The sequence below is a fragment of the Parabacteroides goldsteinii genome, assembly GCF_020091425.1.
GTDB classification, from domain to species: Bacteria; Bacteroidota; Bacteroidia; order Bacteroidales; family Tannerellaceae; genus Parabacteroides; species Parabacteroides goldsteinii.
This window is the reverse complement of record NZ_CP081906.1, coordinates 2868659-2892141: the sequence shown is the minus strand read 5'-3', so window position 1 is coordinate 2892141 and position 23483 is coordinate 2868659. Positions and strand designations below refer to the sequence as shown.

At 45.3% G+C, this 23483-nt stretch carries 19 protein-coding genes; 15 read left to right on the top strand and 4 right to left on the bottom strand.

The window, feature by feature from the left end:
* Positions 1–15 precede the first annotated feature (15 nt).
* Positions 16–294, top strand: coding sequence for a hypothetical protein (locus K6V26_RS12985; RefSeq protein ID WP_224265532.1), 279 nt, complete (start codon positions 16–18; stop codon positions 292–294).
* 90 nt (positions 295–384) lie between these two features.
* Here the strand turns inward: K6V26_RS12985 and K6V26_RS12980 are convergent, their stop codons facing one another.
* A complete protein-coding gene (locus tag K6V26_RS12980) occupies positions 385–1080 on the bottom strand; it encodes a hypothetical protein (RefSeq protein ID WP_007658387.1) in 696 nt (231 codons plus the stop codon).
* Positions 1081–1226: 146 nt separating this feature from the next.
* Positions 1227–1772 carry a DNA-3-methyladenine glycosylase I gene (locus tag K6V26_RS12975; RefSeq protein WP_224265531.1) on the bottom strand — a complete coding sequence of 182 codons (546 nt, stop codon included), beginning with the start codon at positions 1770–1772 and terminating at the stop codon, positions 1227–1229.
* Positions 1773–1892: 120 nt separating this feature from the next.
* On the opposite strand from K6V26_RS12975, the gene K6V26_RS12970 reads away from it, so the two are divergent.
* From K6V26_RS12970 to K6V26_RS12920, 11 genes are all read left to right on the top strand, one after another.
* Positions 1893–4829: a DEAD/DEAH box helicase gene (locus K6V26_RS12970; RefSeq protein WP_224265530.1), complete on the top strand. Its 2937-nt coding sequence runs from the start codon at positions 1893–1895 to the stop codon at positions 4827–4829.
* 44 nt (positions 4830–4873) lie between these two features.
* Positions 4874–5182 carry a nucleotidyltransferase domain-containing protein gene (locus K6V26_RS12965; protein ID WP_007658378.1) on the top strand — a complete coding sequence of 103 codons (309 nt, stop codon included), beginning with the start codon at positions 4874–4876 and terminating at the stop codon, positions 5180–5182.
* A complete protein-coding gene (locus tag K6V26_RS12960) occupies positions 5179–5577 on the top strand; it encodes a HEPN domain-containing protein (RefSeq protein WP_007658377.1) in 399 nt (132 codons plus the stop codon). The genes K6V26_RS12965 and K6V26_RS12960 overlap by 4 nt, the downstream gene beginning before the upstream one ends.
* A 285-nt stretch (positions 5578–5862) precedes the next feature.
* The gene (locus tag K6V26_RS12955) at positions 5863–7749 is read left to right on the top strand and encodes an amidophosphoribosyltransferase (RefSeq protein ID WP_128133044.1); all 1887 of its coding nucleotides are present in this window, start codon (positions 5863–5865) and stop codon (positions 7747–7749) included.
* Positions 7746–8852, top strand: a complete 1107-nt coding sequence (gene carA, locus K6V26_RS12950) for a glutamine-hydrolyzing carbamoyl-phosphate synthase small subunit (protein WP_224265529.1) — start codon at positions 7746–7748, stop codon at positions 8850–8852. The genes K6V26_RS12955 and carA overlap by 4 nt, the downstream gene beginning before the upstream one ends.
* 159 nt (positions 8853–9011) lie before the next feature.
* Positions 9012–12236: a carbamoyl-phosphate synthase (glutamine-hydrolyzing) large subunit gene (gene carB, locus K6V26_RS12945; RefSeq protein WP_048314732.1), complete on the top strand. Its 3225-nt coding sequence runs from the start codon at positions 9012–9014 to the stop codon at positions 12234–12236.
* A 220-nt stretch (positions 12237–12456) separates the two neighbouring features.
* Positions 12457–13410 (top strand): IS110 family RNA-guided transposase, encoded by a 954-nt coding sequence (locus tag K6V26_RS12940; RefSeq protein WP_010800681.1) that lies wholly within the window; start codon positions 12457–12459, stop codon positions 13408–13410.
* Positions 13407–13715, top strand: a complete 309-nt coding sequence (locus K6V26_RS12935) for a hypothetical protein (protein WP_007657317.1) — start codon at positions 13407–13409, stop codon at positions 13713–13715. Before K6V26_RS12940 ends, K6V26_RS12935 begins: the two co-directional genes overlap by 4 nt.
* Positions 13716–14223: 508 nt before the next feature.
* On the top strand, positions 14224–14964 hold the full coding sequence (locus K6V26_RS12930; protein WP_122329101.1) for a (Fe-S)-binding protein: 741 nt from the start codon (positions 14224–14226) through the stop codon (positions 14962–14964).
* Positions 14961–16328, top strand: coding sequence for a lactate utilization protein B (locus tag K6V26_RS12925; protein WP_224265528.1), 1368 nt, complete (start codon positions 14961–14963; stop codon positions 16326–16328). The genes K6V26_RS12930 and K6V26_RS12925 overlap by 4 nt, the downstream gene beginning before the upstream one ends.
* A gap of 1 nt (position 16329) precedes the next feature.
* Positions 16330–16914: a LutC/YkgG family protein gene (locus tag K6V26_RS12920; RefSeq protein WP_048314735.1), complete on the top strand. Its 585-nt coding sequence runs from the start codon at positions 16330–16332 to the stop codon at positions 16912–16914.
* A 75-nt stretch (positions 16915–16989) separates the two neighbouring features.
* Here K6V26_RS12920 and tpx read toward each other — a convergent pair whose 3' ends face one another.
* Positions 16990–17568, bottom strand: coding sequence for a thiol peroxidase (gene tpx / locus K6V26_RS12915; RefSeq protein ID WP_224265527.1), 579 nt, complete (start codon positions 17566–17568; stop codon positions 16990–16992).
* Positions 17569–17830: 262 nt separating this feature from the next.
* Between tpx and K6V26_RS12910 the strand changes: the two genes are divergently transcribed.
* Complete coding sequence (locus tag K6V26_RS12910) at positions 17831–18721, top strand: aldo/keto reductase (RefSeq protein WP_317197537.1); 891 nt, start codon at positions 17831–17833, stop codon at positions 18719–18721.
* A gap of 312 nt (positions 18722–19033) precedes the next feature.
* Positions 19034–20650 carry an ABC-F family ATP-binding cassette domain-containing protein gene (locus K6V26_RS12905; protein ID WP_224265525.1) on the top strand — a complete coding sequence of 539 codons (1617 nt, stop codon included), beginning with the start codon at positions 19034–19036 and terminating at the stop codon, positions 20648–20650.
* Between the two features lie 77 nt (positions 20651–20727).
* On the opposite strand, the gene gldB is transcribed toward K6V26_RS12905, so the two are convergent.
* Positions 20728–21723 (bottom strand): gliding motility lipoprotein GldB, encoded by a 996-nt coding sequence (gene gldB / locus K6V26_RS12900; RefSeq protein WP_224265524.1) that lies wholly within the window; start codon positions 21721–21723, stop codon positions 20728–20730.
* A gap of 209 nt (positions 21724–21932) precedes the next feature.
* Between gldB and K6V26_RS12895 the strand changes: the two genes are divergently transcribed.
* The gene (locus K6V26_RS12895; RefSeq protein WP_224265523.1) at positions 21933–23255 is read left to right on the top strand and encodes an MATE family efflux transporter; all 1323 of its coding nucleotides are present in this window, start codon (positions 21933–21935) and stop codon (positions 23253–23255) included.
* Positions 23256–23483: the final 228 nt, after the last annotated feature.

The following is a 23483-nucleotide window of genomic DNA, read 5'->3' as shown; positions in this document are numbered from 1 at the left end:
AAAAAAAGACTCTGTATGAAAAAGATTATTGTATGCGTAATGATGCTGGTAGCAACCGGAGCAATAACATCTGTTAATGCACAAAGTGACAAGAAAGACCGGAAATGTACAAAGATTGAACAGTGTGGAAAGAAGTGTGATAAGAAATGTAAGGAAAAATGTGACAAAAAGTGCGATAAGTCCATGATGTCAGCTTGTAAAGATGAATGTGGCAAGGCTGACAGTAAAGGGTGCAAAGCAGAAAAATGCAATTGTAAGAAAGATCAGAAAGAAACAACACCAAAGAAAATGTAAAAAGTCAAGTTTTGACTTTAAAAAGAGATCGCTTCAAAAGAAGAATGAGGCGATCTTTTTTATTTCATCCCTTTTTCTATTTGGGGAATATTAAAACTCCCTGTGCAAACTCTGCTTGCCATAGCGTTCAGCTCCCCAGAATTGGTTTCTGTCACGAAGGTAATCGGGTGAGTTGGCAACTTCTTGTCTTATGAATGAGATCTCATCGTCTGTGCTTGCTTGATCGTTATACAACATTGTTCGTGATACAAAAGTCTTAGCTTTTAAAGCGGTTCTGTCATCTGTATGTTCTCCGAAAATGATGCCTTGATTATAATATCCGATGAAATTGTTTTTGGCAGGTGAGAAATCGTAGGAAGGTATCGAATTATTTACAAAGAAATGTTCAATTCTTTTTCCGGTATCTGTAATATTATAATTTTGTGGAATAATGTATCTCTCATGATATCGCCTGAAAAAATGGGGAGTATAATTTATGACGAAGAATGACTTGTCTGTAATAGGTCGCATATAAACAACTCCCATACCATATGACTGATATTTAGCGAAAGGGACAACTGCTGGTTCATTGACATATTTCTTTTCCCTGACAAGTAAAATAACCGTCCATTCGTTATTAGTTACATAAGATTTCCAGTTAATTACTTTATAGACAGGAAAAGTTTTAGATTTCAAAAAGAAACGACGTGTTTCATCTTGAAAATGATATATACGGCGAAAAAGAGGATCGTAATCTTTTCCAACCTCTTTTTGCATTTCAGTCAAAGTCATTGTATCGGTAAACATAAAGCTATGATTTAGGTTCAACATTATATGCAAATGTAATAATAAACATTGCTTGAAAATCAAAAGAAGATTAGTATTTTGTTATTTGAATTGTATCTTCTTGATTTTCAGACAAGAAGTAAATAAAGAACGATAATCACTGTGTCTTATCTATTCCATGCCGGTCTCTCCTTCAATATTTTCTGATATATGGGACAATCAGGCGTATGCGCCCCTTCGAGATAGCCTGTGCTTAGCAGAAATTCATTGACGATCTCCCCACCAGTAAATTTGAATGTTTTCTTGAATAGTTTAGTCCATTCATCCTTGGTTTTAGGGTGATGGTGATCCAGCCAGTTTTTAAATGAACCGTATTCATTTTTCAGTTCCATAATGGCCTGTGCATTGTGGATGGCGGCTTTTACTTTTAGTCTGTTCCGAATGATACCGGGATCGGCTAAAAGCCTGACTTCGTCTGTTTCCGTATAGTTTGCGATGGTTTCGATATTGAAATTATCATAGGCTGTACGAAAAGCGGTTTCTTTTTTGAGTATGGTCGACCAGCTTAAACCTGCCTGATTGATTTCCAGAAGGAGCCTGCCGAATAATTCATTATCATCTTCGATAGGGAAACCATATTTTTCATCGTGATATGTCTTGTTAAGATCAATAGCCCAACCAGTAGTGGTCTTTATGTATTCGCAGTATGGCATAATAATTTTGTTTGTATTGATTATGGCTGATAAAGATAATCAAATATCTTTGGTTCGAACTATAGGTATGATTATTTGTTTTTCTTGTAACTTTGTAGTTTTAATAAAAAAGAACCGTTGATGTCCACGAACCATATATTAATCATTGCATTAAGTAACCATCCTGTTTTGGGACCTTTACTTATTCCTTATTTTGCCAAAGCTGTGTCTCAGGATGTGATCAGTGTGGAGGAACAGGCTACCCATGCGGGAAACGATACGGAGTTGTCTGAGATGGAGAAGCGGGTAATTGCTATTGCGCAAAGTTATTCCGAAAAGAACCTGATGCAGGTATATTCCAGGCAACAGACGGTGGCCGGCTTTTTGAGTTCGGTGACGGCGGAGATGTTGAAGAAGCAACTCCGTCCTTTCATTGATAAGAAAATAAGGGAGATGGTCCGGTTGATGCAGGCGAATCATTTGCCGGTATATATGAAAGAACCCGGTGTGAAACTGCTTTATGAACATGACCGGATGCGTTTTTCTGGGAATATTGCGGAGATCTCTTTCCGCTTTGAGATAACAGATCATTTTTTCCGTTATTCAGCAGTCTGTCGTATGGATGGAGAAGAGATCCCTTTACAGAAAAAGAGAAAGTTTATGGTTTTGTCTTCAAAACCGGCTATCCTTTTGTTGGATGATCGGCTCTTAGTTTTCAAGCGGATTGAGGCTTCGAAAGTTACACCGTTTCTGACCCGGAAATATGTGGAAGTGCCGCTGGCAGATGCTGAAAAGTATCTGGAGATGGTTGCGCTTCCCCTGATTTGCGATTATCCTGCCACCTCTTCCGGCTTCGATCTTATTCACGAAAGGAGAACTTGTATCCCTGAATTGTCTGTGGAGCGGTCTATTAATGACGAGCCGGCACTTCAGTTGCGTTTCCGGTATGGAGACCGTTATTTCTCGCCGGGAAAGAAAAGCCAGCTGACTTATCCCTGGTTGGAAAAGGTCGACGGAAAACCTGTCATCTATTATTATACACGTGATTTGGAGTTGGAACAAATCTATATCAACTTACTGGAGAAATGGGGCTTCAAACAGATAACGGATGTTCAGTTTGTCAGGGTTGTCGAAACAGGCGGTTATACGTTTATCGACTGGCTGCAACAACATAAGGCAGAGTTGGAGTCTTGCTTTTCTTTTGTGAAGACGGACACGTCTCTCCGGTATTATCTGGGAGAGATTTCGCTGACACAGGAGATTTCTCCTTCTCCCGACTGGTTCGATATCCGCATTACGGTGCGTATGGGGGATTTTCTGTTCCCTTTTATTCGTTTCAGGAAGCATATTCTGGAAGGAAAAAGGGAGTTTGTGCTGCCGGACGGACAGGTCGCCTTACTTCCTGAAGACTGGTTCGAGAAATATAGCGATCTGTTTACTTTCGGTGATGACAGACCGGAAGAGATCAGGGTTCGTAAAATGCATCTGGGAGTTGTTTCCGCGTTGGAACAGGAGGATACTGTTTCGAAGGAGTATGTACAGAAAGAATCGGTTGTTATTCCTCCGAAGATAAAGACTGTTTTGCGTCCGTATCAGCAGGACGGTTTTTCCTGGCTGGTCCATCTGGCAGCCAACGGCTTTGGCGGCTGCCTGGCGGATGATATGGGGTTGGGAAAAACGTTGCAGACGATTACGCTGTTGCAACATATCTATGATCCGGAAGAACCGAAAGCAGTTGTGTTATCTTCTCCTGCTCCGCAAAATATAACAGTTGATAGCAGCGGACAGTTTTCCTTTTTCGGAATGGATATGCCCGGTGAGATACCGTATGAAGAGGTGAAAAAGGAGAAGGAGGAAACGACGGTTCCCGCTTCGTTAGTCGTTGTGCCGACCTCTTTGTTGCCGAACTGGAAACGGGAGATCCGGAAGTTCAGCACATTGAGCGTTTATACTTATATGGGAGATCAAAAGAGGAAAGAACCGTGGAAGAGTTTCGACCGGTATAATATTGTATTGGTTACTTACGGGCTTCTCCGGAGGGATATCGAACTGTTGGAGAAATATCGCTTTACGTATGTGATACTGGATGAAAGCCAGAATATAAAGAACCCGGCTTCCATGACATACCATTCGGTTGTCCGCCTGCAATGTGAGCATCGCCTGGTGCTGACCGGGACGCCGATTGAAAACTCGCTGAAAGATCTGTGGGCGCAATTCAACTTCATTAATCCCGGTCTGCTGGGTTCTGCGGACGGATTCCGGAAACATTTTATCCATCCGATAACAAAGGAAGGAAACGATAATGCCCGCAAACGCTTGCAACAGATTATCCGTCCGTTCTTTCTGAGGCGCACCAAGCAACAGGTGGCTCCCGAACTTCCCCCGTTGACGGAAGAGGTGGTTTATTGTGAAATGACACCGGAACAACGGGAGGTTTACCAGAAAGAGAAGAATGCGCTGCGGAATACGATTTTGCAGGAGCGCCATAAGAACTCATTTGTCGCATTGAACGGTATAACCCGTTTACGCCAGTTGGCGAATCATCCGCACATGGTTTTAGCGGACTATGAAGGCGGTTCGGGGAAGATGGAGCAGGTGCTGGATGCTTTTGAAACACTGGTTAGTGAAGGGCATAAGGTGCTGATATTCTCGTCTTTCGTTACACATCTGAAACTGTTGGCGGATGCCTTCACCGAGCGTGAATGGCTATATGCGATGTTAACGGGAAGTACCCTCGACCGTGAGAGCGAAATTACCCGTTTCTCTACCCGCAATGATGTTTCCGCCTTTTTCATTTCCCTGAAAGCCGGTGGGGTAGGACTAAACCTGACGGATGCCGATTATGTTTTCATCCTCGATCCCTGGTGGAATCCGGCAGCCGAGTTGCAGGCGGAAAGCCGTGCTCATCGTATCGGACAGGAAAAGCAAGTCTTTGTCTACCGCTTTATTACTGCCGACACGATCGAGGAGAAGATACGCAACCTCCAGGAATCCAAGAGCGAACTGGCTGAAACATTCATCTCGGAAAACGATCCGCTGAAGTCACTGACGGATAAAGAGTGGGAAGATTTGTTGTAAAACAATAATTCCGTATATTTGCCATCAACAACATATATAAGCTTATGAAACGTCCTGAAATAGTCAACCGCATCCGCGAAGTTCTTCGACATTCGGCCCCAGGTGTCAAAGCCATACTTTATGGTAGCGAAGCGCGTGGAGATGCACGGCCCGACAGTGATATCGACCTGCTGATATTAGTGGATAAAGACAAGATAAAGCTGGAAGATGAGGAGAGAATAACTTATCCTCTTTACGATATTGAGATTGAAACAGGAGTGATTATTAACCCAATAGTATACTCTCAAAAGCTGTGGGGAAGGCTTGTCACTCCATTTTATGAGAATGTTATGAAGGAGGGAATATTACTATGACTGATGAAGAAAGACGAGCACTCGTTTCTTTACGTTTACAAAACGCGAAAGACACTTTAATTGAATTGCCGGTTCTTATAGAGCATGGCTTTTGGAATACAACTGTAAGCCGTATGTATTATGCCTGCTATTATGCCGTAGCCGCTTTGTTACTGAAACATGGTATTTGTGTTAAAACCCATTCCGGCATACGACAAGCCTTCAGTAAGGAATTTGTCTTGACTGGACAGATAGATAAAGAACAGTCGAAATTTTATTCCAATCTGTATGCAAACCGGCAGTCCGGCGATTACGATGATTTCATTATGATGAATGAAGATAAAGTGAGAGAGCTCTATCCGAAAGCCGTTGTCTTTATCGATATCATAGAACGATTAATTAATGAAGATTTATAAGTTGTTGAAGGTGTAACAAAACAACAAACGATTCTGGCTTGTTCTTTCTTAGCATAGTAAATATATCACTATAATTTACTTTTTTCTTATAAATTATAGTTCTATCTCTTTATATGGCTTTGTATTTGTAACTTTATCGAAACAATGCGGAAATATATAATAATTTAACCAAATGCCGGATAAAATGATTATTTCTATTAATATGTCAATTATTTTGCATTAATATGAACAATGTGTTTAATAAAGTGCGTATCTTTGCAGTTGAAATAAACAAGATATAACCAGATGGAACAACTTAAACATGAGTGTGGAGTCGCCATGGTCCGGTTACTAAAGCCTTTAGAGTATTATCATCAAAAGTATGGTACCTGGATGTACGGCCTGAATAAACTCTACTTACTGATGGAAAAGCAGCATAACCGCGGACAGGAAGGAGCCGGTTTAGCCTGCGTGAAGTTAGAAGCAAGCCCCGGTGAAGAATATATGTTTCGGGAAAGAGCGTTGGGAACAGGAGCTATAACCGAGATATTCGCCGCCGTTCACGATCATTACAAAGATTTACCACCCGGTAAATTAAACGATCCGCTTTTCGCTAAAGCAAACCTTCCTTTCGCCGGAGAACTTTATATGGGGCACCTCCGTTACAGCACGACCGGTAAGTCCGGTATTTCCTACGTCCATCCTTTTTTACGCCGCAACAACTGGAGAGCCAAGAACCTCGCTCTTTGCGGAAATTTCAACCTCACAAACGTAAACGACATTTTCAAAGAAATTACAGCTATCGGACAGCATCCGCGCAAATATGCCGATACCTATATCATGCTCGAACAGATGGGACACCGTCTGGACAGGGAAGTGGAGCGTTTGTACCGGAAATATGAAGAAGAAGGATTGCAGGGTATGGATATTACACATGCGATCGAGGGACATATGGACCTGTCGAATGTGCTGAAACGTTGCGTGCCGACCTGGGACGGCGGATTTGTGATCTGTGGCCTGACCGGTAGCGGCGAGTCGTTCAGCGTGCGCGATCCCTGGGGCATCCGTCCGGCTTTTTATTATGCCGACGACGAGATCGTGGTGCTGGCCTCCGAACGTCCGGTGATCCAGACGGCAATGAACGTGCAAGCCGGGGATATAAAGGAGTTGCAGCGCGGCGAAGCGATGTTTATCAGCAAAGACGGCCGTTTCCGTACTTCGCAGATCGTGGAGCCGGAAGAGAATAAAGCCTGTTCGTTCGAACGTATTTACTTCTCCCGGGGCAGCGATGTGGATATTTACCGCGAACGGAAGAAGCTGGGGGAGAATCTGGTGCACCCGATATTGAAAGCTGTCGATTACGACATCAAACATACAGTCTTCTCCTTCATCCCCAATACGGCGGAGGTCGCTTATTTTGGAATGCAGGAGGGGTTGAACAACTACCTGAACAAGCTGAAGAAAGAGTGGATTGCCGACCGCAGCCACCTACTTCAGGAAGAAGAACTCGACCAGATACTTTCCATGCGTGTCCGTGCCGAAAAAGTAGCGATTAAAGACATAAAGTTGCGTACCTTTATCGCCGAAGGCAACAGCCGTAACGACCTGGCCGCCCATGTGTACGATATAACTTACGGAAGTATCGAACCATTCGTTGATAATCTGGTTGTAATAGATGATAGCATTGTTCGCGGAACAACCCTGAAACAAAGTATTATCGGTATCCTGGACCGCCTGCATCCGCGGAAGATCGTGATCGTGTCTTCCTCTCCGCAGGTACGTTATCCGGATTATTACGGTATCGACATGTCGCGGATGAACGAGTTTATCGCTTTCAAGGCCGCAGTCGCTTTGCTGAAGGAACGGGGCATGGAATCCGTTATCACCGAGGCATACTGGAAAGCCAAGAAGCAGCAAGCGAAGGAGGAAGGTCCGATCGTCAACTATGTGAAGGAGATTTATGCGCCGTTCACCGACGAGGAAATATCCGCCAAGATGGTCGACCTGCTTACACCGGCCGGTACACGCGCCAAAGTGGAGATCGTTTATCAGACGTTGGAAGGTCTGCACGCTTCTTGTCCGAACCATCCGGGAGACTGGTACTTCTCCGGCGATTATCCGACTCAGGGCGGTGCACGCATGGTGAATAATGCCTTCATACATTATATGGAAGAAGAATATTTAGTCAAATGACACAAGATACAGATTATATGCAAACAGAGAAAACAGCAACTTTGATCTTAGACGACGGGACTGTTTTTCGCGGCTTTTCTTTTGGCTGTGAAAAAGAGGTAACCGGCGAAGTAGTGTTCAACACTGCCATGACAGGTTATCCTGAAAGTTTGACCGACCCTTCCTATGCCGGTCAGCTGATGGTGTTAACTTATCCGCTGGTAGGAAATTACGGTGTACCTGCCCGTACATTCGGGGCGGATGGGATTGCCACTTTCATGGAGAGTGAAAAGATACATGCCGATGCCATAATCGTAAGCGATTACAGTCATGAGTATAGTCATTGGAATGCTGTCGGGAGTTTGGGTAGCTGGTTGAAAGAAGAAGGTATTCCCGGAATTTATGGGATCGATACACGTGCCCTGACCAAGAAATTGCGCGAACATGGCGTGATGATGGGAAAGATCGTGATTGGCGGGGAAAAAGTCGAAGCAACCGATTTCGGAGAATACGCGAATGTGAATTATGTAGATAAAGTGTCCTGTAAGAAAGTGATTACTTACGGCGAAGGCGAAGGTAAGAAACGCGTTGTCCTGGTAGATTGCGGCGTGAAACATAACATCATCCGCTGCCTGCTGAAACGTAATGTAACGGTTATCCGCGTGCCCTGGGATTACGATTTCAATACGCTGGAATACGACGGTCTGTTCATCAGTAACGGCCCCGGCGACCCGAATACCTGCGATGCGGCCGTTCAGAATATCCGCAAAGCACTTTCCGGCGATAAACCGATCTGCGGTATCTGCATGGGTAACCAATTGCTGGCAAAAGCCGGAGGCGCCTCCATCTACAAACTGAAATACGGACACCGTAGCCATAACCAGCCGGTCCGTATGGTAGGGACGGAGAAATGCTTCATCACCTCGCAGAATCATGGATACGCGGTGGATAACACGACGCTGGGTGCCGACTGGGAACCGCTCTTCATCAATATGAACGACGGCACGAACGAAGGTATCAAACATAAAACGAAACCTTTCTTCTCCTCGCAGTTCCATCCCGAGGCATGTAGTGGGCCGACGGATACGGAGTTTATGTTCGATAAATTTGTAGACCTGTTGTGAGTTTTTCCGGAGGCTTTTTTCAAGGCATGCTTGAACGAGGTTTCAACGGTCGCTTGAACGAGGCTTCAAGGCATGCTTGAACGGGGCTTCAAGGGGGCCTTGAATGAGGCTTCAAGCATCCCATGAAAAATGTTGTTACAATAAAACGAAAATTGAAAGATGAAAGAAGATATAAAGAAAGTCCTGATATTAGGTTCGGGCGCCCTCAAGATCGGTGAGGCGGGCGAGTTCGACTATTCAGGCAGCCAGGCATTGAAAGCCATCAAGGAAGAGGGTATCCAGACGGTGCTTATCAACCCGAACATTGCAACGGTACAGACTTCGGAAGGGGTTGCGGACACGGTTTATTTCCTGCCCGTCACTCCTTTCTTTGTGGAAAAGGTGATCGAAAAGGAACGCCCCGAAGGTATTCTGCTGGCATTCGGCGGACAGACGGCGCTCAACTGCGGTGTGGCGCTTTACCAGAGCGGCGTACTGGAAAAATATAATGTCCGTGTATTGGGGACTCCGGTACAGGCCATCATGGATACGGAAGACCGCGAACTGTTTGTCCGCAAACTGGACGAGATCGATGTAAAGACAATCAAGAGTGAGGCGGTGGAGAACGCTGCCGATGCCCGTCGTGCCGCTGCCGAGCTGGGTTATCCGGTGATCGTGCGTGCCGCTTATGCGTTGGGAGGCCTGGGTTCAGGCTTCTGCGACAATGAAGAAGAACTGGACGTGCTGGTCGAAAAAGCCTTCTCTTTCTCTCCCCAGGTATTGGTGGAGAAGAGCCTGAAAGGGTGGAAGGAAGTGGAATACGAGGTGGTCCGCGACCGCTTCGACAACTGTATCACGGTATGTAACATGGAAAACTTCGACCCGCTGGGCATCCATACCGGCGAGTCTATCGTGATCGCCCCGTCACAGACATTGAGCAACACGGACTATCATAAACTGCGCGAACTGGCGATCCGCATCATTCGCCATATCGGAATCGTGGGCGAATGTAACGTGCAGTACGCCTACGACCCCGAATCGGAAGACTACCGGGTGATCGAAGTCAATGCCCGCCTGAGCCGTTCTTCCGCTCTGGCGTCGAAAGCAACCGGTTATCCGTTGGCTTTCGTGGCAGCCAAATTAGGTCTGGGTTACGGCCTGTTCGACCTGAAGAACTCGGTAACGAAAACGACCAGCGCTTTTTTTGAACCGGCACTCGACTATGTGGTCTGTAAGATACCGCGCTGGGACTTGGGTAAGTTCCACGGTGTAGCTCGCGAACTGGGTTCAAGCATGAAGTCGGTAGGAGAGGTGATGGCGATCGGACGTACTTTCGAAGAGGCGATCCAGAAAGGTCTCCGCATGATCGGCCAGGGTATGCACGGCTTCGTGGAAAACAAAGAACTGGTCATTCCCGATATCGACAAGGCGTTGAACGAGCCGACCGACCGCCGTATCTTCGTCATCAGCAAGGCTTTCCGCGCCGGTTACACGATCGACCAGATCCACGACCTGACAAAGATCGACAAATGGTTCCTTCAGAAACTATATAATATCATCCAGACTGCCGGAGCCCTGGAAAGCTTCAGCAAGATAACCGATATACCCGACGACCTGTTCCGTCTGGCCAAAGTGCAGGGTTTCTCTGACTTCCAGATTGCCCGCGCCATCTTCAAAGATAAAATGGAAGACGGCGAAAGAGCCATCCTGCAGGTGCGTCAGGATCGTAAATATCGTGGCATCCTTCCGGTAGTGAAACAGATCGATACTCTCGCCGCCGAATATCCGGCACAGACCAACTACCTGTATCTGACCTACAGCGGAACGGAAAACGATGTGCAATATCTGGGCGACAAACGTTCGATTGTGGTGCTCGGTTCGGGTGCTTACCGTATCGGTAGCTCGGTAGAGTTCGACTGGTGCGGCGTGCAGGCGCTGAACACGATTCGCAAGGAGGGTTGGCGCTCGGTGATGATCAACTATAACCCTGAAACGGTTTCGACCGATTACGATATGTGCGACCGTCTCTACTTCGACGAACTGACCTTCGAACGCGTGATGGACATCCTCGAACTGGAAAATCCGCACGGCGTGATCGTCTCTACCGGAGGGCAGATACCGAACAACCTGGCGATGCGCCTGGACGAACAGCATGTAAATATCCTCGGAACATCCGCGAAGAGTATCGACAATGCCGAAGACCGCGAGAAGTTCTCCGCCATGCTCGACCGCATCGGAGTAGACCAGCCGCGTTGGAAAGAGCTTTCTTCTATGGATGATATCAATACATTCGTAGAGGAGGTAGGTTTCCCGGTATTGGTTCGCCCGAGTTACGTGCTGAGTGGTGCGGCGATGAATGTTTGCTCCAACCAGGAAGAGCTGGAACGCTTCCTTCAACTGGCGGCCAACGTCAGCAAGAAGCATCCGGTCGTAGTGAGCCAGTTCATCGAACATGCGAAAGAAGTAGAGATGGATGCGGTGGCCGATCATGGCGAGATCGTGATGTATGCCATCAGCGAGCATATCGAGTTTGCCGGTGTGCATTCCGGTGATGCGACAATCCAGTTCCCGGCACAGAAACTGTATGTGGAAACGGTGCGCCGCATCAAACGCATCAGCAAGCAGATCGCGAAGGAGCTGAATATCTCCGGCCCGTTCAATATCCAGTATCTGGCGAAGGGTAACGAGATCAAGGTAATCGAATGTAACCTCCGTGCTTCTCGTAGTTTCCCCTTCGTGAGCAAGGTGTTAAAGATAAACTTTATCGAACTGGCTACCCGTATCATGCTGGGCTTGCCTGTCGAAAAGCCGCATAAGAATGCGTTCGACCTCGATTATGTAGGTATCAAAGCTTCGCAGTTCTCCTTCAACCGCTTGCAGAAAGCCGACCCGGTGCTGGGCGTGGATATGGCATCGACCGGTGAAGTAGGTTGCCTTGGCGATGATCTTTCAGAAGCAGTGCTGACCAGTATGTTGTCGGTCGGACAGCGTATCCCGGCAAAGAATATCCTGCTCTCGACCGGAACACCGAAACAGAAAGTGGCCATGCTGGATGCAGCGAAGATGCTTGCCCGCAAAGGTTACAGCCTGTTCGCTACCGGAGGAACACACCGTTTCCTGGAAGAGAACAATATCCCGAGCACGCTGGTCTACTGGCCGAGTGAAGAAGGCAAACAGCCGCAGGCACTCACCATGCTGCATGAAAAGAAGATCGACATGGTGGTCAATATCCCGCGCGACCTTTCCGCCGGAGAGCTGGACAACGGTTATAAGATCCGCCGTGCCGCAACCGACCTGAATGTCCCTCTGATCACGAATGCCCGCTTGGCAAGTGCCTTTATCGAAGCATTCTGTACCTTGTCTATAGACGATATAGAGATCAAGAGCTGGCAGGAATATAAGTAAAGAACATAGATTTTACCGATGTAAAGTGTGTCCGGCTCATTTAGTCCGGGCACACTTTTTTGTTTAGTGGAATAGGGGTTTTTATTAGATGTGTTGTCTTATCAGTAAAAACTAAAAATGAATAGATCATGAAACATCCATGAAATAAATTTCGTCCAAGAGCATGTAAATAGGGGGGTATTGTTTACTTTAGTGTCATTCACTCGAAAAAACGAATGCAATGAAAACAGTACCTTTTGAACAAGTCATCCTCCGGGGTTGTGGAATAGATGTCCACAAGGACATGGTAGTTGCTACGATAAGTGGCGAAGGTCTCAAAACTGAAACCCGCAGTTACAAGACCTTCAGTAGTTCTTTGACAGAATTAAAAGAATGGTTATTATCCAGTGGCATTACGCATGTAGCCATGGAAAGTACCGGTGTTTACTGGAAGCCGGTTTATAAGATTCTTGAATGTCCTGATATGAAAGTCTGGATCGTGAACGCACGGCACATCAAGTATGTTCCCGGGCACAAAACGGATAAAAAGGATAGTGCCTGGATTTGCAAACTGCTTTTAGCAGGTTTGTTGAAACCGAGTTATATCCCGGAGCGTGAACAACGTGAGCTTCGTGATTTAACCCGTTACCGTAACAAGTTGATCCAGCATGTATCTTCTGAGAAAAACCGTATTGTTCGTATCCTGGAAGATTGTAACATCAAACTTTCCAGCGTGGTGTGCAGCCTGGACGGAGTCGTGGCGAACAAGCTGATAGATATGTTGATCGATAAGGGTCATGTAACAATGGATGACATAACTTGCATCTATCATAAAAAACTTGAAGCCAGTCCGGAACTTCTTTATCAGGCTTGTGAAGGCTTTATAGAACCGCATCACATCTATATGTTGCAGACCATCCGTAAAGATATGGAACAGACGAAAGCCATCATAGCTGACCTTACCTGCCGTATAAAAGAGGTTTTATCTCCTTATGAGAATGTGATGGAACTCTTGCAGAAGATCCCCGGACTTAGCCGGAAAACGGTTGAAGACCTGATAGCAGAGATAGGTGTGGATATGGAAGCCTTTCCAACCGAAAAGCACCTGGCTTCGTGGGCCGGTGTCTGTCCTGGCAATAACGAGAGCGCAGGTAAAAAAAAAGTGGTAGAACCACCCATGGCAACAAACAGTTGAAAGCCGTAATCACGGAGGCTGCGTGGGCAGCCACCCGTACCAAGAACACCTTTTACAGTGCACGTTATCACCGTTTAGCCGCCCGTCGAGGGAAAAAGAGGGCTTTAGTAGCAGTAGGACACTCGATCCTGAAATCGGTATGGCATGTACTGAAAGAGGCTTGTGAGTATAAGGAACTCGGTGCGGAATATCTCAACCAAAGGATGGAGCAGAAACGGAAAAATTACTTGAAGAAAGAGCTGGAAGCACTTGGCTATAAAGTTAAAATCAGCCGTGATGATGGTCCAATCCCAGAAGTAGGTTAAAAACATAGAGAAGGTCGATTTTTACTGGCTTGTTGTCGTAAGAAACAGCAAGAGGTCGCTCATGAAACTGATCTCAACTGCTAAGCGGTCAAGACTGCGAGTCCTTTAACGCGTGTATGAAATTTTTTTTCTTAGCTGTTGTAAAATTATAAAATGCCCAAAGATAATAGCCAACCGCATTTGTATCTATACAAGTGCTCTCTTTTGTTTTGTCTGAACTCTAAAAAAATCAATTTATTAATGGTTTAAACGGCTCTCTTGAGATAGGGAGCGCAATTTATTTACATATGAAAGAAATGTGTGTTTACTATATTTCTGGAAGTAGATTCGGTTGTTGTCTAAAACCTAAATACCCCTTAGTTGTAATGGCTGAGGGGTATTTTTGTTTTCATTAAATAAAGTTACACAATCAGAGCGGAGAAGTTAAAAAGTAAATTTTACTTTTGTACACAGTTGTGAAACATATTCTAAATTGGAATAGTTATACTCATGTAATAATTCAACCAATATGAAGATAGGACTATTTATCCCGTGTTATATCAACGCGGTGTATCCCGAGGTTGGCGTAGCCTCTTACAAACTCTTAAAGCATTTGGGACTGGATGTCGACTATCCTTTAGACCAGACCTGCTGCGGCCAGCCGATGGCGAATGCGGGTTTCGAAAACGAATCGTTGAAACTGGCCCTGCGTATGGAAGAACTGTTCCTGCAATACGATTATGTGGTCGGTCCCTCGGCCAGTTGCGTAGCTTTCGTGAAAGAAAACCATCCGGGCATACTGAAGTCCGGAGGGCATGCTTGCCTGAACAGCGGCAAGATATACGATATCTGTGAGTTCCTTCACGATATCGTGAAACCGGAAAAGCTGCCGGCCGTTTTCCCCCATAAGGTGAGTATACATAACAGTTGCCACGGCGTGCGCGAACTGCATTTGTCTTCTCCGAGCGAAATGAATATCCCTTATTTCTCCAAGCTGCGCGACTTGTTGAAGCTGGTGGAGGGCATTGAGGTGCTGGAACCGAAGCGTATCGACGAATGCTGTGGTTTCGGTGGCATGTTCGCTGTCGAAGAACCGGAAGTCTCGGTTTGCATGGGACACGATAAAGTAAAGGATCATATGAGCACCGGAGCCGAGTTTATCACCGGAGCCGACAGTTCCTGCCTGATGCACATGCAAGGTGTGATCGAACGGGAACATCTGCCGATCCAAACGATTCATATCACTCAAATATTAGCCGCTGGATTATGAGCACGAAACATTCTATAGCTGCTGCCCGTTTCATTGCTAACAGGAAACAGGAAGCCTGGCACGACGAAACCCTTTGGATGGTCCGTGCCAAAAGAGACAAAATGAGTCATTCGCTGCCCGAATGGGAACGTTTACGCGAATTGGCCTGCGATATAAAACTCTACTCCAACAGCCATTTGGATACACTGCTGGAAGAGTTTGAGAAGAATGCCATAGCCAATGGGGCAATTGTCCATTGGGCGAAAGATGCGGCGGAGCATAATGAGATCGTCGAAAAGATTCTTCAGCAGCATAATGCCCATACATTGATCAAGAGTAAATCCATGTTGACGGAAGAGTGCGGTATGAATGAGTATCTGTTCGGGAAGGGGTATGATATCATCGAGAGTGATCTCGGCGAACGTATCCTTCAGTGGATGCACCTTCATCCGAGCCATATCGTGATGCCAGCCATCCATATCAAACGTCAGGAAGTGGGTGAGATGATGGAGCGTGTGCTGGGGACGGAAAAGGGTAATTCTGATCCTACCTATCTGACGCATGCAGTCCGTAAAAATATGCGCGAAAAGTTCCTGACGGCTGATGTAGCCATGACGGGAGCTAATTTTGCTGTCGCTTCGACCGGTGAGATTGTGGTTTGTACCAATGAAGGAAATGCGGATATGGGGACTTCGTTCCCTAAAGTCCATATTGCTACGTTCGGAATGGAGAAGATCGTTCCCGACCAGGAGGCGCTGGGCGTCTTTACCCGTCTGCTGGCCCGTTCCGGTACAGGGCAACCGATTACCTCTTATACTTCCCATTACCGTAAACCGCAGGATGGCGGTGAGTTCCATCTTATAATTGTAGATAATGGACGCAGCGATATCCTGGCAAAGCCCGACCATATCCGTACATTAAATTGTATCCGTTGCGGGGAATGTATGAATACCTGTCCGGTATATCGCCGGAGTGGCGGGTATTCCTATACCTATTTTATACCCGGCCCGATCGGTATCAACCTGGGCATGCTGAAGAATCCGGAAGAGTACTCCGATAATGTGTCTGCCTGTTCTTTATGCCTGTCCTGTTCGAATGTCTGTCCGGTGAAGATCGACCTGGGCGAACAGATTTATCGCTGGCGTCAGGATCTGGATAAAATCGGTAAGGCCAGTTCGGAAAAGAAAATAATGTCGGGTGGCATGAAGTTCCTGATGGAACGGCCGGGTTTATTTAATACGGCGCTGAAATTTGCTCCGCTGGTAAATAAAATGCCTCGTTTTATGATATACAATGGTTTGAATGCCTGGGGAAAAGGACGTGAGATGCCGGCATTTGCCAAAGAGTCGTTCAATGATATGTGGAAGAAAAATAAAGTAAAATAAGATGAGTACAAAAGATGATATATTATCCCGTATCCGCAGCCATACCGGGACGCGTTACGAAAAACCGGAAATCACGTTGGATGCAATCACTTATGCAGACAAACTCAAACAATTCTCCGACTCGCTGGAAGCAGCCGGCGGTCAGGCTGTCGTTTGGCAGCCGGGCGGCGACATCAATGAATTGATCCGCCGGCATTTCCCGGAGGCAAAACGTATCGGTTCGAATCTGCCCGGAATAACCGTTGCCACCTTCAATCCGGATTCTCTTTCCGATCCCAGGGAATTGAACGATACCGATCTGGCCATTGTGGAAGGCTGTTTCGGGGTGGCGGAGAACGGAGCTGTCTGGATTACACAGCAGGTGAAGTTCAAAGCACTCTACTTTATTCCGACAGCCCTGGTAATCATTATCAATAAAGATGCTTTAGTCAATAACATGCATGAAGCTTACCGGCAGCTGGAAGGTACCGATTATAAATACGGCTTCTTTGTCTCCGGCCCGTCCAAAACAGCCGACATCGAACAGGCCCTGGTGCTGGGAGCCCATGGACCGATGAAGGTACTGGTGGTTTTGAAAGAGGGGTAAGTTCGGAATTTATCAAATGTGAACTATCTTGTCCCTGTGTCAAACACGGGTACGAGATAGTCCTTCTTACATTCTTTACTTCGCTTGCTTTACAGCTGCAATTGCAGCTTTGTAATCCGGTTCCTGGCTGATATCTTTCACATACTGTACATACGTTATTTTGCCATCTTTGTCAATTACTACTACGCCGCGGGCAAGCAACTTATTCTCTTTTATCAGGAAGCCATAATTCATTCCAAACTCGCTTTCCCTGTAATCCGACAAGGTATAAATCCGGTCGATCCCTTCTGCCGCACAAAAACGTTCCAATGCAAAAGGGAGGTCTTTGGATAGCGTCAGGACAACCACATCTTTCCCTAAACCGGAGGCCTCTTCATTAAATCTTCTTGTCTGGGCGGCACAGACTTTGGTGTCGACGGAAGGAAAAACGGATAGAACAACGACTTTCCCTTTGAAATCGGACAACTTCACTTCTTTCATATTACTGTCTATCCCAGTGAAATCAGGAGCCATCTCTCCGATATAGGCTTTTGTACCCAGCAAGGTGACTGGCTTTCCCTTCATTGTAATTCCTTGATTATCGCCGGATGATTGACCGACTGCCATGCCGGTGGAAATCAATATATACAATATCATGTAAAATAATCTGTTCATAATCTTCTTTTTGTTATGTTTTTATAGAGAATCTATCTAAGCAAATATAAAGAAATCAGAGGGGATGGGATGATATTTTCCTATTCATTTTATCTATCGGTTGATAGGTATAGATGATCGGATATATATTTAACGGATACCTCCGGATAAAAGGATAGAAAATATTGGCTTTTAAGTGAATAGTATTATTTTTGTGGAAGACTTAATCCGTATTCACGAACATAATACTCAATATTCTTTTACCATGAGCAACGTAGAAATGATGAACAGAAGAAAATTTATCCGGACAGGTGTTGCCGGAGTAGCCGGATTATCTCTGGCGCAGGTGGGATGGGCTGATATACAGCGGGTGCTTCCTTCGGATGTGTCGGTCGATAAAGTAAAGCTGGGAAATACCGGACTGGAAGTCTCACGGATCGCTTTGGGGACCGGGACGAAAGGCTGGAACTATGAATCCAACCAAACCCGTATCGGGTTGGATAATTTTGTGAAACTGGCTCATCATGGCTATGAACGTGGACTCCGCTTTTTCGATATGGCCGATATGTACGGTTCACAACCTTTTGTCGGTAAAGCCTTGAAGGAGTTACCCCGTGAAAAGGTCACCCTGATGACAAAGATGTGGACGTATGATGAGGGTTCGGAGAAAAGGGAACCGGTCCGGAAAACGCTCGACCGCTTCCGGCAGGAAGCCGGTACCGAGTATTTCGATATCCTGCTGATGCATTGTATGACTGACGGCAATTGGCCGGAAACGCGTAAATTTTATATGGAAGGGCTTGCCAAAGCAAAGGAGGAAGGCATCGTAAAAACCGTCGGTATTTCTTGTCATAACTGGAATGCAATGGCTGAAGCCGCTCAAAATCCGTGGTGCGACATTATCCTGGCCCGCCTGAACCCATTCCAAAGCCATATGGACGGTACTCCGGAAGATGTAAACGCCCTCCTGGGCAAAGCCCGGGAAAACGGGAAAGGTATTATGGGTATGAAGATTTTCGGTGAAGGAAAACATGTTACTGATGAAGAACGCGAACATTCGATACATTTTGCCGTCACAGAAAGCAATCTGCATTGCATGACACTCGGCCTGGAATCGATCGCCCAAATGGACGATGCAATCGAAAGGGTGATGAGAAATGTAAAAAACAGCTGATAATTATTCTTTCTAGACGGATAACTACCCGTGACCGGATGGGTAGTCATCCGTTGCTTAGCCGATGCCTGTTCATTTTTTAGTCAAATATTTGTGTGTTTATTCCGGGAAATACCTATCTTTGCCCCATCACATTATAAATACCTCCGATGAAAATATCTAAGTAAGCCGGTTTCAGAACATATAATTTAAAAGGTTCAATCTCTGTTGAACCGATTTCTGTATAACCATCCCGGCTATTTCATGCGCTTATTCCTGGCGCTTTTTTTATTTCCAAATTTTAGTTTCTAACATTTTTAAAGCAGATAGACTATGTGCATATCAGTACAACAGCTTTGCTATATCCATGCGGATAAAGAACCACTATTCAGAGATATCAGTTTGACGGTAAATAAAGGAGAACAAGTTTCATTGGTCGGAAATAACGGGTCCGGCAAATCTACCTTATTGCGGATTATGGAAGGTAGCCTGAAGCCCTCTTCGGGTGAAGTCGTTTGTTCCTCCAAACCCTATTATGTGCCCCAGCATTTCGGGCAATACGATGAATTGACCGTAGTGCAGGCCTTGCAGGTTGAGGCTAAAATCAAGGCATTGCATGCTATCATTTCCGGAGATGCCTCGGTAGAGAACTTTACGATTCTGGATGATGACTGGAATATCGAAGAACGAAGCGTGGCCGCTCTTTCTTTTTGGGGATTGGAGCATATTCGACTGGAACAGACGATGAATACGCTGAGTGGTGGCGAAAAGACAAAAGTGTATTTGTCGGGCATACAGATACATTCCCCTGAAATTATCCTGATGGACGAACCGACCAATCATCTGGATACCGGAAGCAGGGACAAACTCTATGACTTTATCAGGTCGAGCCGTGCCACTATCCTTATTGTGAGCCATGACAGAACATTGCTTAATTTGTTGCCTTACACTTGTGAACTCGACAGAAGTAAGATCACATTGTACGGTGGCAATTACGATTTTTATAAGGAGCAGAAAGAGATCGCACTGGCAGCCTTGCAGAATCAGTTGAGTGAAAAAGAAAAAGAGTTGCGCCAGGCAAAGAAAATAGCCAGGGAGGCGCTTGAAAGAAAAAATAAATCGAGTGTAAGAGGAGAGAAAGCAGCCATAAAGAAAGGTATTCCCCGTATAATGATGGGGGCTATGAAACAGCACGCAGAACAGAGTGCGGTTAAGTTGAAGGATGTGCATGATGAGAAAATGAGTTCGCTCAGTTCCTCCATTACGGATATCCAGACCGCTTTGCCGGATATGCGGCAGATGAAAACGGATTTTAATTCACCGAATCTTCATACCGGTAAAATACTGGTGACTGTTAAGGATATGAACTTTGGCTATGGCGTGAACCGTTTATGGTCCGAACCACTAAACTTGCAGATCAGAAGTGGCGACCGTATCCGGTTCGGCGGTAACAATGGTTCAGGAAAGACAACCTTGCTGAAGCTGATCCTGGGAGAACTGCAACCTGTAGAAGGCTCTGTTGATCGTGCCGATTTCAAGTATGTTTATATCGATCAGGAATATTCGATTGTGTTGCCTAACCTGACTGTGTTTGAGCAATTAGAGAAGTATAATCTGTTTGCCAAACCTGAACATGAGTTAAAAATGATTTTGAGCCGTTTCCTTTTTCCGGTCGGGACCTGGGATAAAAGTTGTTCAAAATTAAGCGGTGGAGAGAAAATGCGGTTGGCTATCTGCTGTCTGATGGTCAGTAATAGTACGCCGGATATCTTTGTTTTGGATGAACCGACGAACAATTTGGATATTCAGAGTGTTAATATAATAACAACAGCAATCAAGGACTATAAAGGTACTGTGTTGTTGGTCTCACACGATCTTTATTTTGTGAAAGAAATTAAAATAAACAGGTCAGTTGAACTTTTTTCATCAACTCCTGTTATTAAGATATAGTGTTTTTCATGGTATTAGAATTAAGTTAGATTAGGTTATCCGTCTTGTCCGCGAGGATAGGGCGGTTTTTTTATGCCCTATGGTTTGTATTTCGATGCAGCCAGTATTTCCTGTGCATTATCGTTTTTCATCAATGCTTCGGGAGTTGTATTTGTTTCTTTTATGTACTGTTCGATGATTTGCAGTCCGACCCAGCTGCCGATATTTCCGGGAGCATCGCTTGCCAGGAATTGGGCAGGCATGTCTTCGAAATATTTCATGGTGTTCATCTGGTCCGGTGTATATAAATGTTTCCGTTCGACAATGGCTTTCCATATATTGGCTTCGTTATTTTTGCACCATTCCCAGGCCTCGTCTGTATAACCGAACAAAGCGGCCGGAGTCATCTCCGGTAATGCTGATAAAACCAGGTATTTTATTTTGCCTTCATAGATCATCCGGTCGAGCAATACATTTTCATTGCCGTTAAATGGGTATTCGGACATCAGCCAGCCGGCGATGTAATCGGGAACCACATGTGAGGGTTGCATCTTACGGCGTTGATAGTCATAGAAAAAGTCCTGATACAACGGATAATCTTCTCCCATATATTTGTCGATGGAGAGTGATAACAGACTGTCGCCGACCAATACGTTCTGGTTGAATCCGGAAACGTGCATGTACAAAGCCGGAATTTGCATAGTCGGGAATTTATCCTGTATCCAGGCGAATGCGTTGCCGAGCGATTGCTCTGTCTCTGTGACCGAATCATATTTTTTGATTGCATCCGCATAAAGATTTTTCAGGGTTGGTTCGGAATAAAAGTTTTCCAGTTTATTGAAAAAGCCGGGCATTTCCGGCGATTGCATATTCAGGATACCTTTACCCAGAATCTCTGTCATCAGCGGATATTGATTCAATAGCTGTTGGTTGAGCGTCGTATCGTCGGAGTTTATTAGCTGGAACAATGCTTTGTCGAACCGGTTGATCGGCATCGGAGTGGCTGTCGTGATATTGTTTGCATTTGTATTTTGTCCGTTACAGCTGCAAAAGCCGATGGTCATAAGGAATGTCAGAAGTATTTTGAAGTTCATCGTTTTTGTCTTTATGTTATGTATTGACTGATTTCTCTGTCTTTTTAATATGTTAAAAAATATTACCCGGTATACTATTTTCAAATATCCGGTATAGTAATCCGAATTAGATGGTATAGTAGTGACAAAATGATAAACGGATAATTAACGGTTATATTGTATGGAAAACTTCTTATTACTACCTTTGCATCCCTTTTTGAATATCCATTATGCAATTTACGAATAAACAAATTTGGCAGATTACCTATCCTGTACTCATCAGTTTGCTGATGGAGCATATGATCGGGTTGACCGATACGGCTTATCTGGGCCGGGTAGGAGAGGTTGAGCTGGGAGCTTCGGCACTGGCGGGAGTTTATTATCTGGTTATTTATATGCTGGGATTCGGTTTTAGTGTCGGAGCACAGGTCCTGATTGCCCGGCGCAACGGAGCACAGGATTATACCCGGATCGGACCGGTTTTCATGCAGGGAGCACTTTTCCTGTTATTACTTGCTGCCACCTTATTTACGGTTTCCCATTTCTATTCACCGGTGATTCTCCGGAAGCTGATCGGCTCGGATGAGGTTTACCAGGCGACCATGAGTTATATCGATTGGCGTGTCTATGGGTTCTTCTTCTCGTTCATAGCGGTGATGTTCAGGGCGTTTTATGTCGGTATCACCAAGACTAAGATATTGACGGCCAACTCTGTCGTGATGGTGCTGACGAATGTGGTGCTGAATTATATCCTGATATTCGGTAAGTTCGGTTTCCCGGCTTTAGGGATTGCCGGAGCGGCGATCGCTTCTTCTATTTCTGAGGCGGTGTCGGTGTTGTTCTTTATCATTTATACCTGGAAGAAGATCGATTATAAGAAGTATGGAATGTTCAGCTTTACCGGAATTGATTTCCGGATGTTGAAACAAATATTGAATGTATCGATCTGGATAATGGTGCAACATGGTATCGCGTTTATCGGTTGGTTTATCTTTTTTGTAGTGATGGAGCATCAGGGGGAACGTCCGCTGGCTATCACGAATGTAGTACGGAGTATTTCGTCTTTCCTGTTTATGTTTGTCAATGCGTTTGCTTCCACGTCGAGTTCACTGGTGAGTAACCAGATCGGTTCCGGCAAGTCGGACCAGGTGATGGGATTGTGTGGGCGGATGATAAGGCTTTGTTACTTTTTTGTGTTGCCGTTAGGGATATTGATCGCTTTATTTCCGGATTTGGTACTGCGTATTTATACGGATAATCCGGACTTGATACAAAGTTCTGTTCCGTCCCTTTGGGTCATGCTTTCTTCCTATATATGGGCGGTTCCTGCTTTTATTTATTTCTTCAGCGTTTCGGGAACTGGGAATACACAGGTTGCATTATGGATCGATATGGCAAGTATTTTAGTCTATGTATCCTATACGTTCCTGGTCGGTGTCTGGTTACATGCCGATGTTGCGGTTTGCTGGACAACGGAACATGTTTATAATGGGATGCTGTTTATTGCATTCTTCTATTTGTGGAAAGGTAATTGGAGGAGTAAGAAGCTATAGTTCATCCTCTGTAAAAACATATATGTTTTGAGATCAAAAGTCCCTAGTTTTGTAATCAAAAGTAGGGACTTTACATTTTAAAAGATAGGTACTTTTTGGGGAAGTTTGCCGATAGTTTGTAACTTGCTTTAACACACCCCCTTCCCCCTCTCGAGAGGGGAAAAGTTACTCTCCCGTTATAAAAGAAAGGTTCATCTCTTTACAATGCAATCTCTTTACAGATATGGC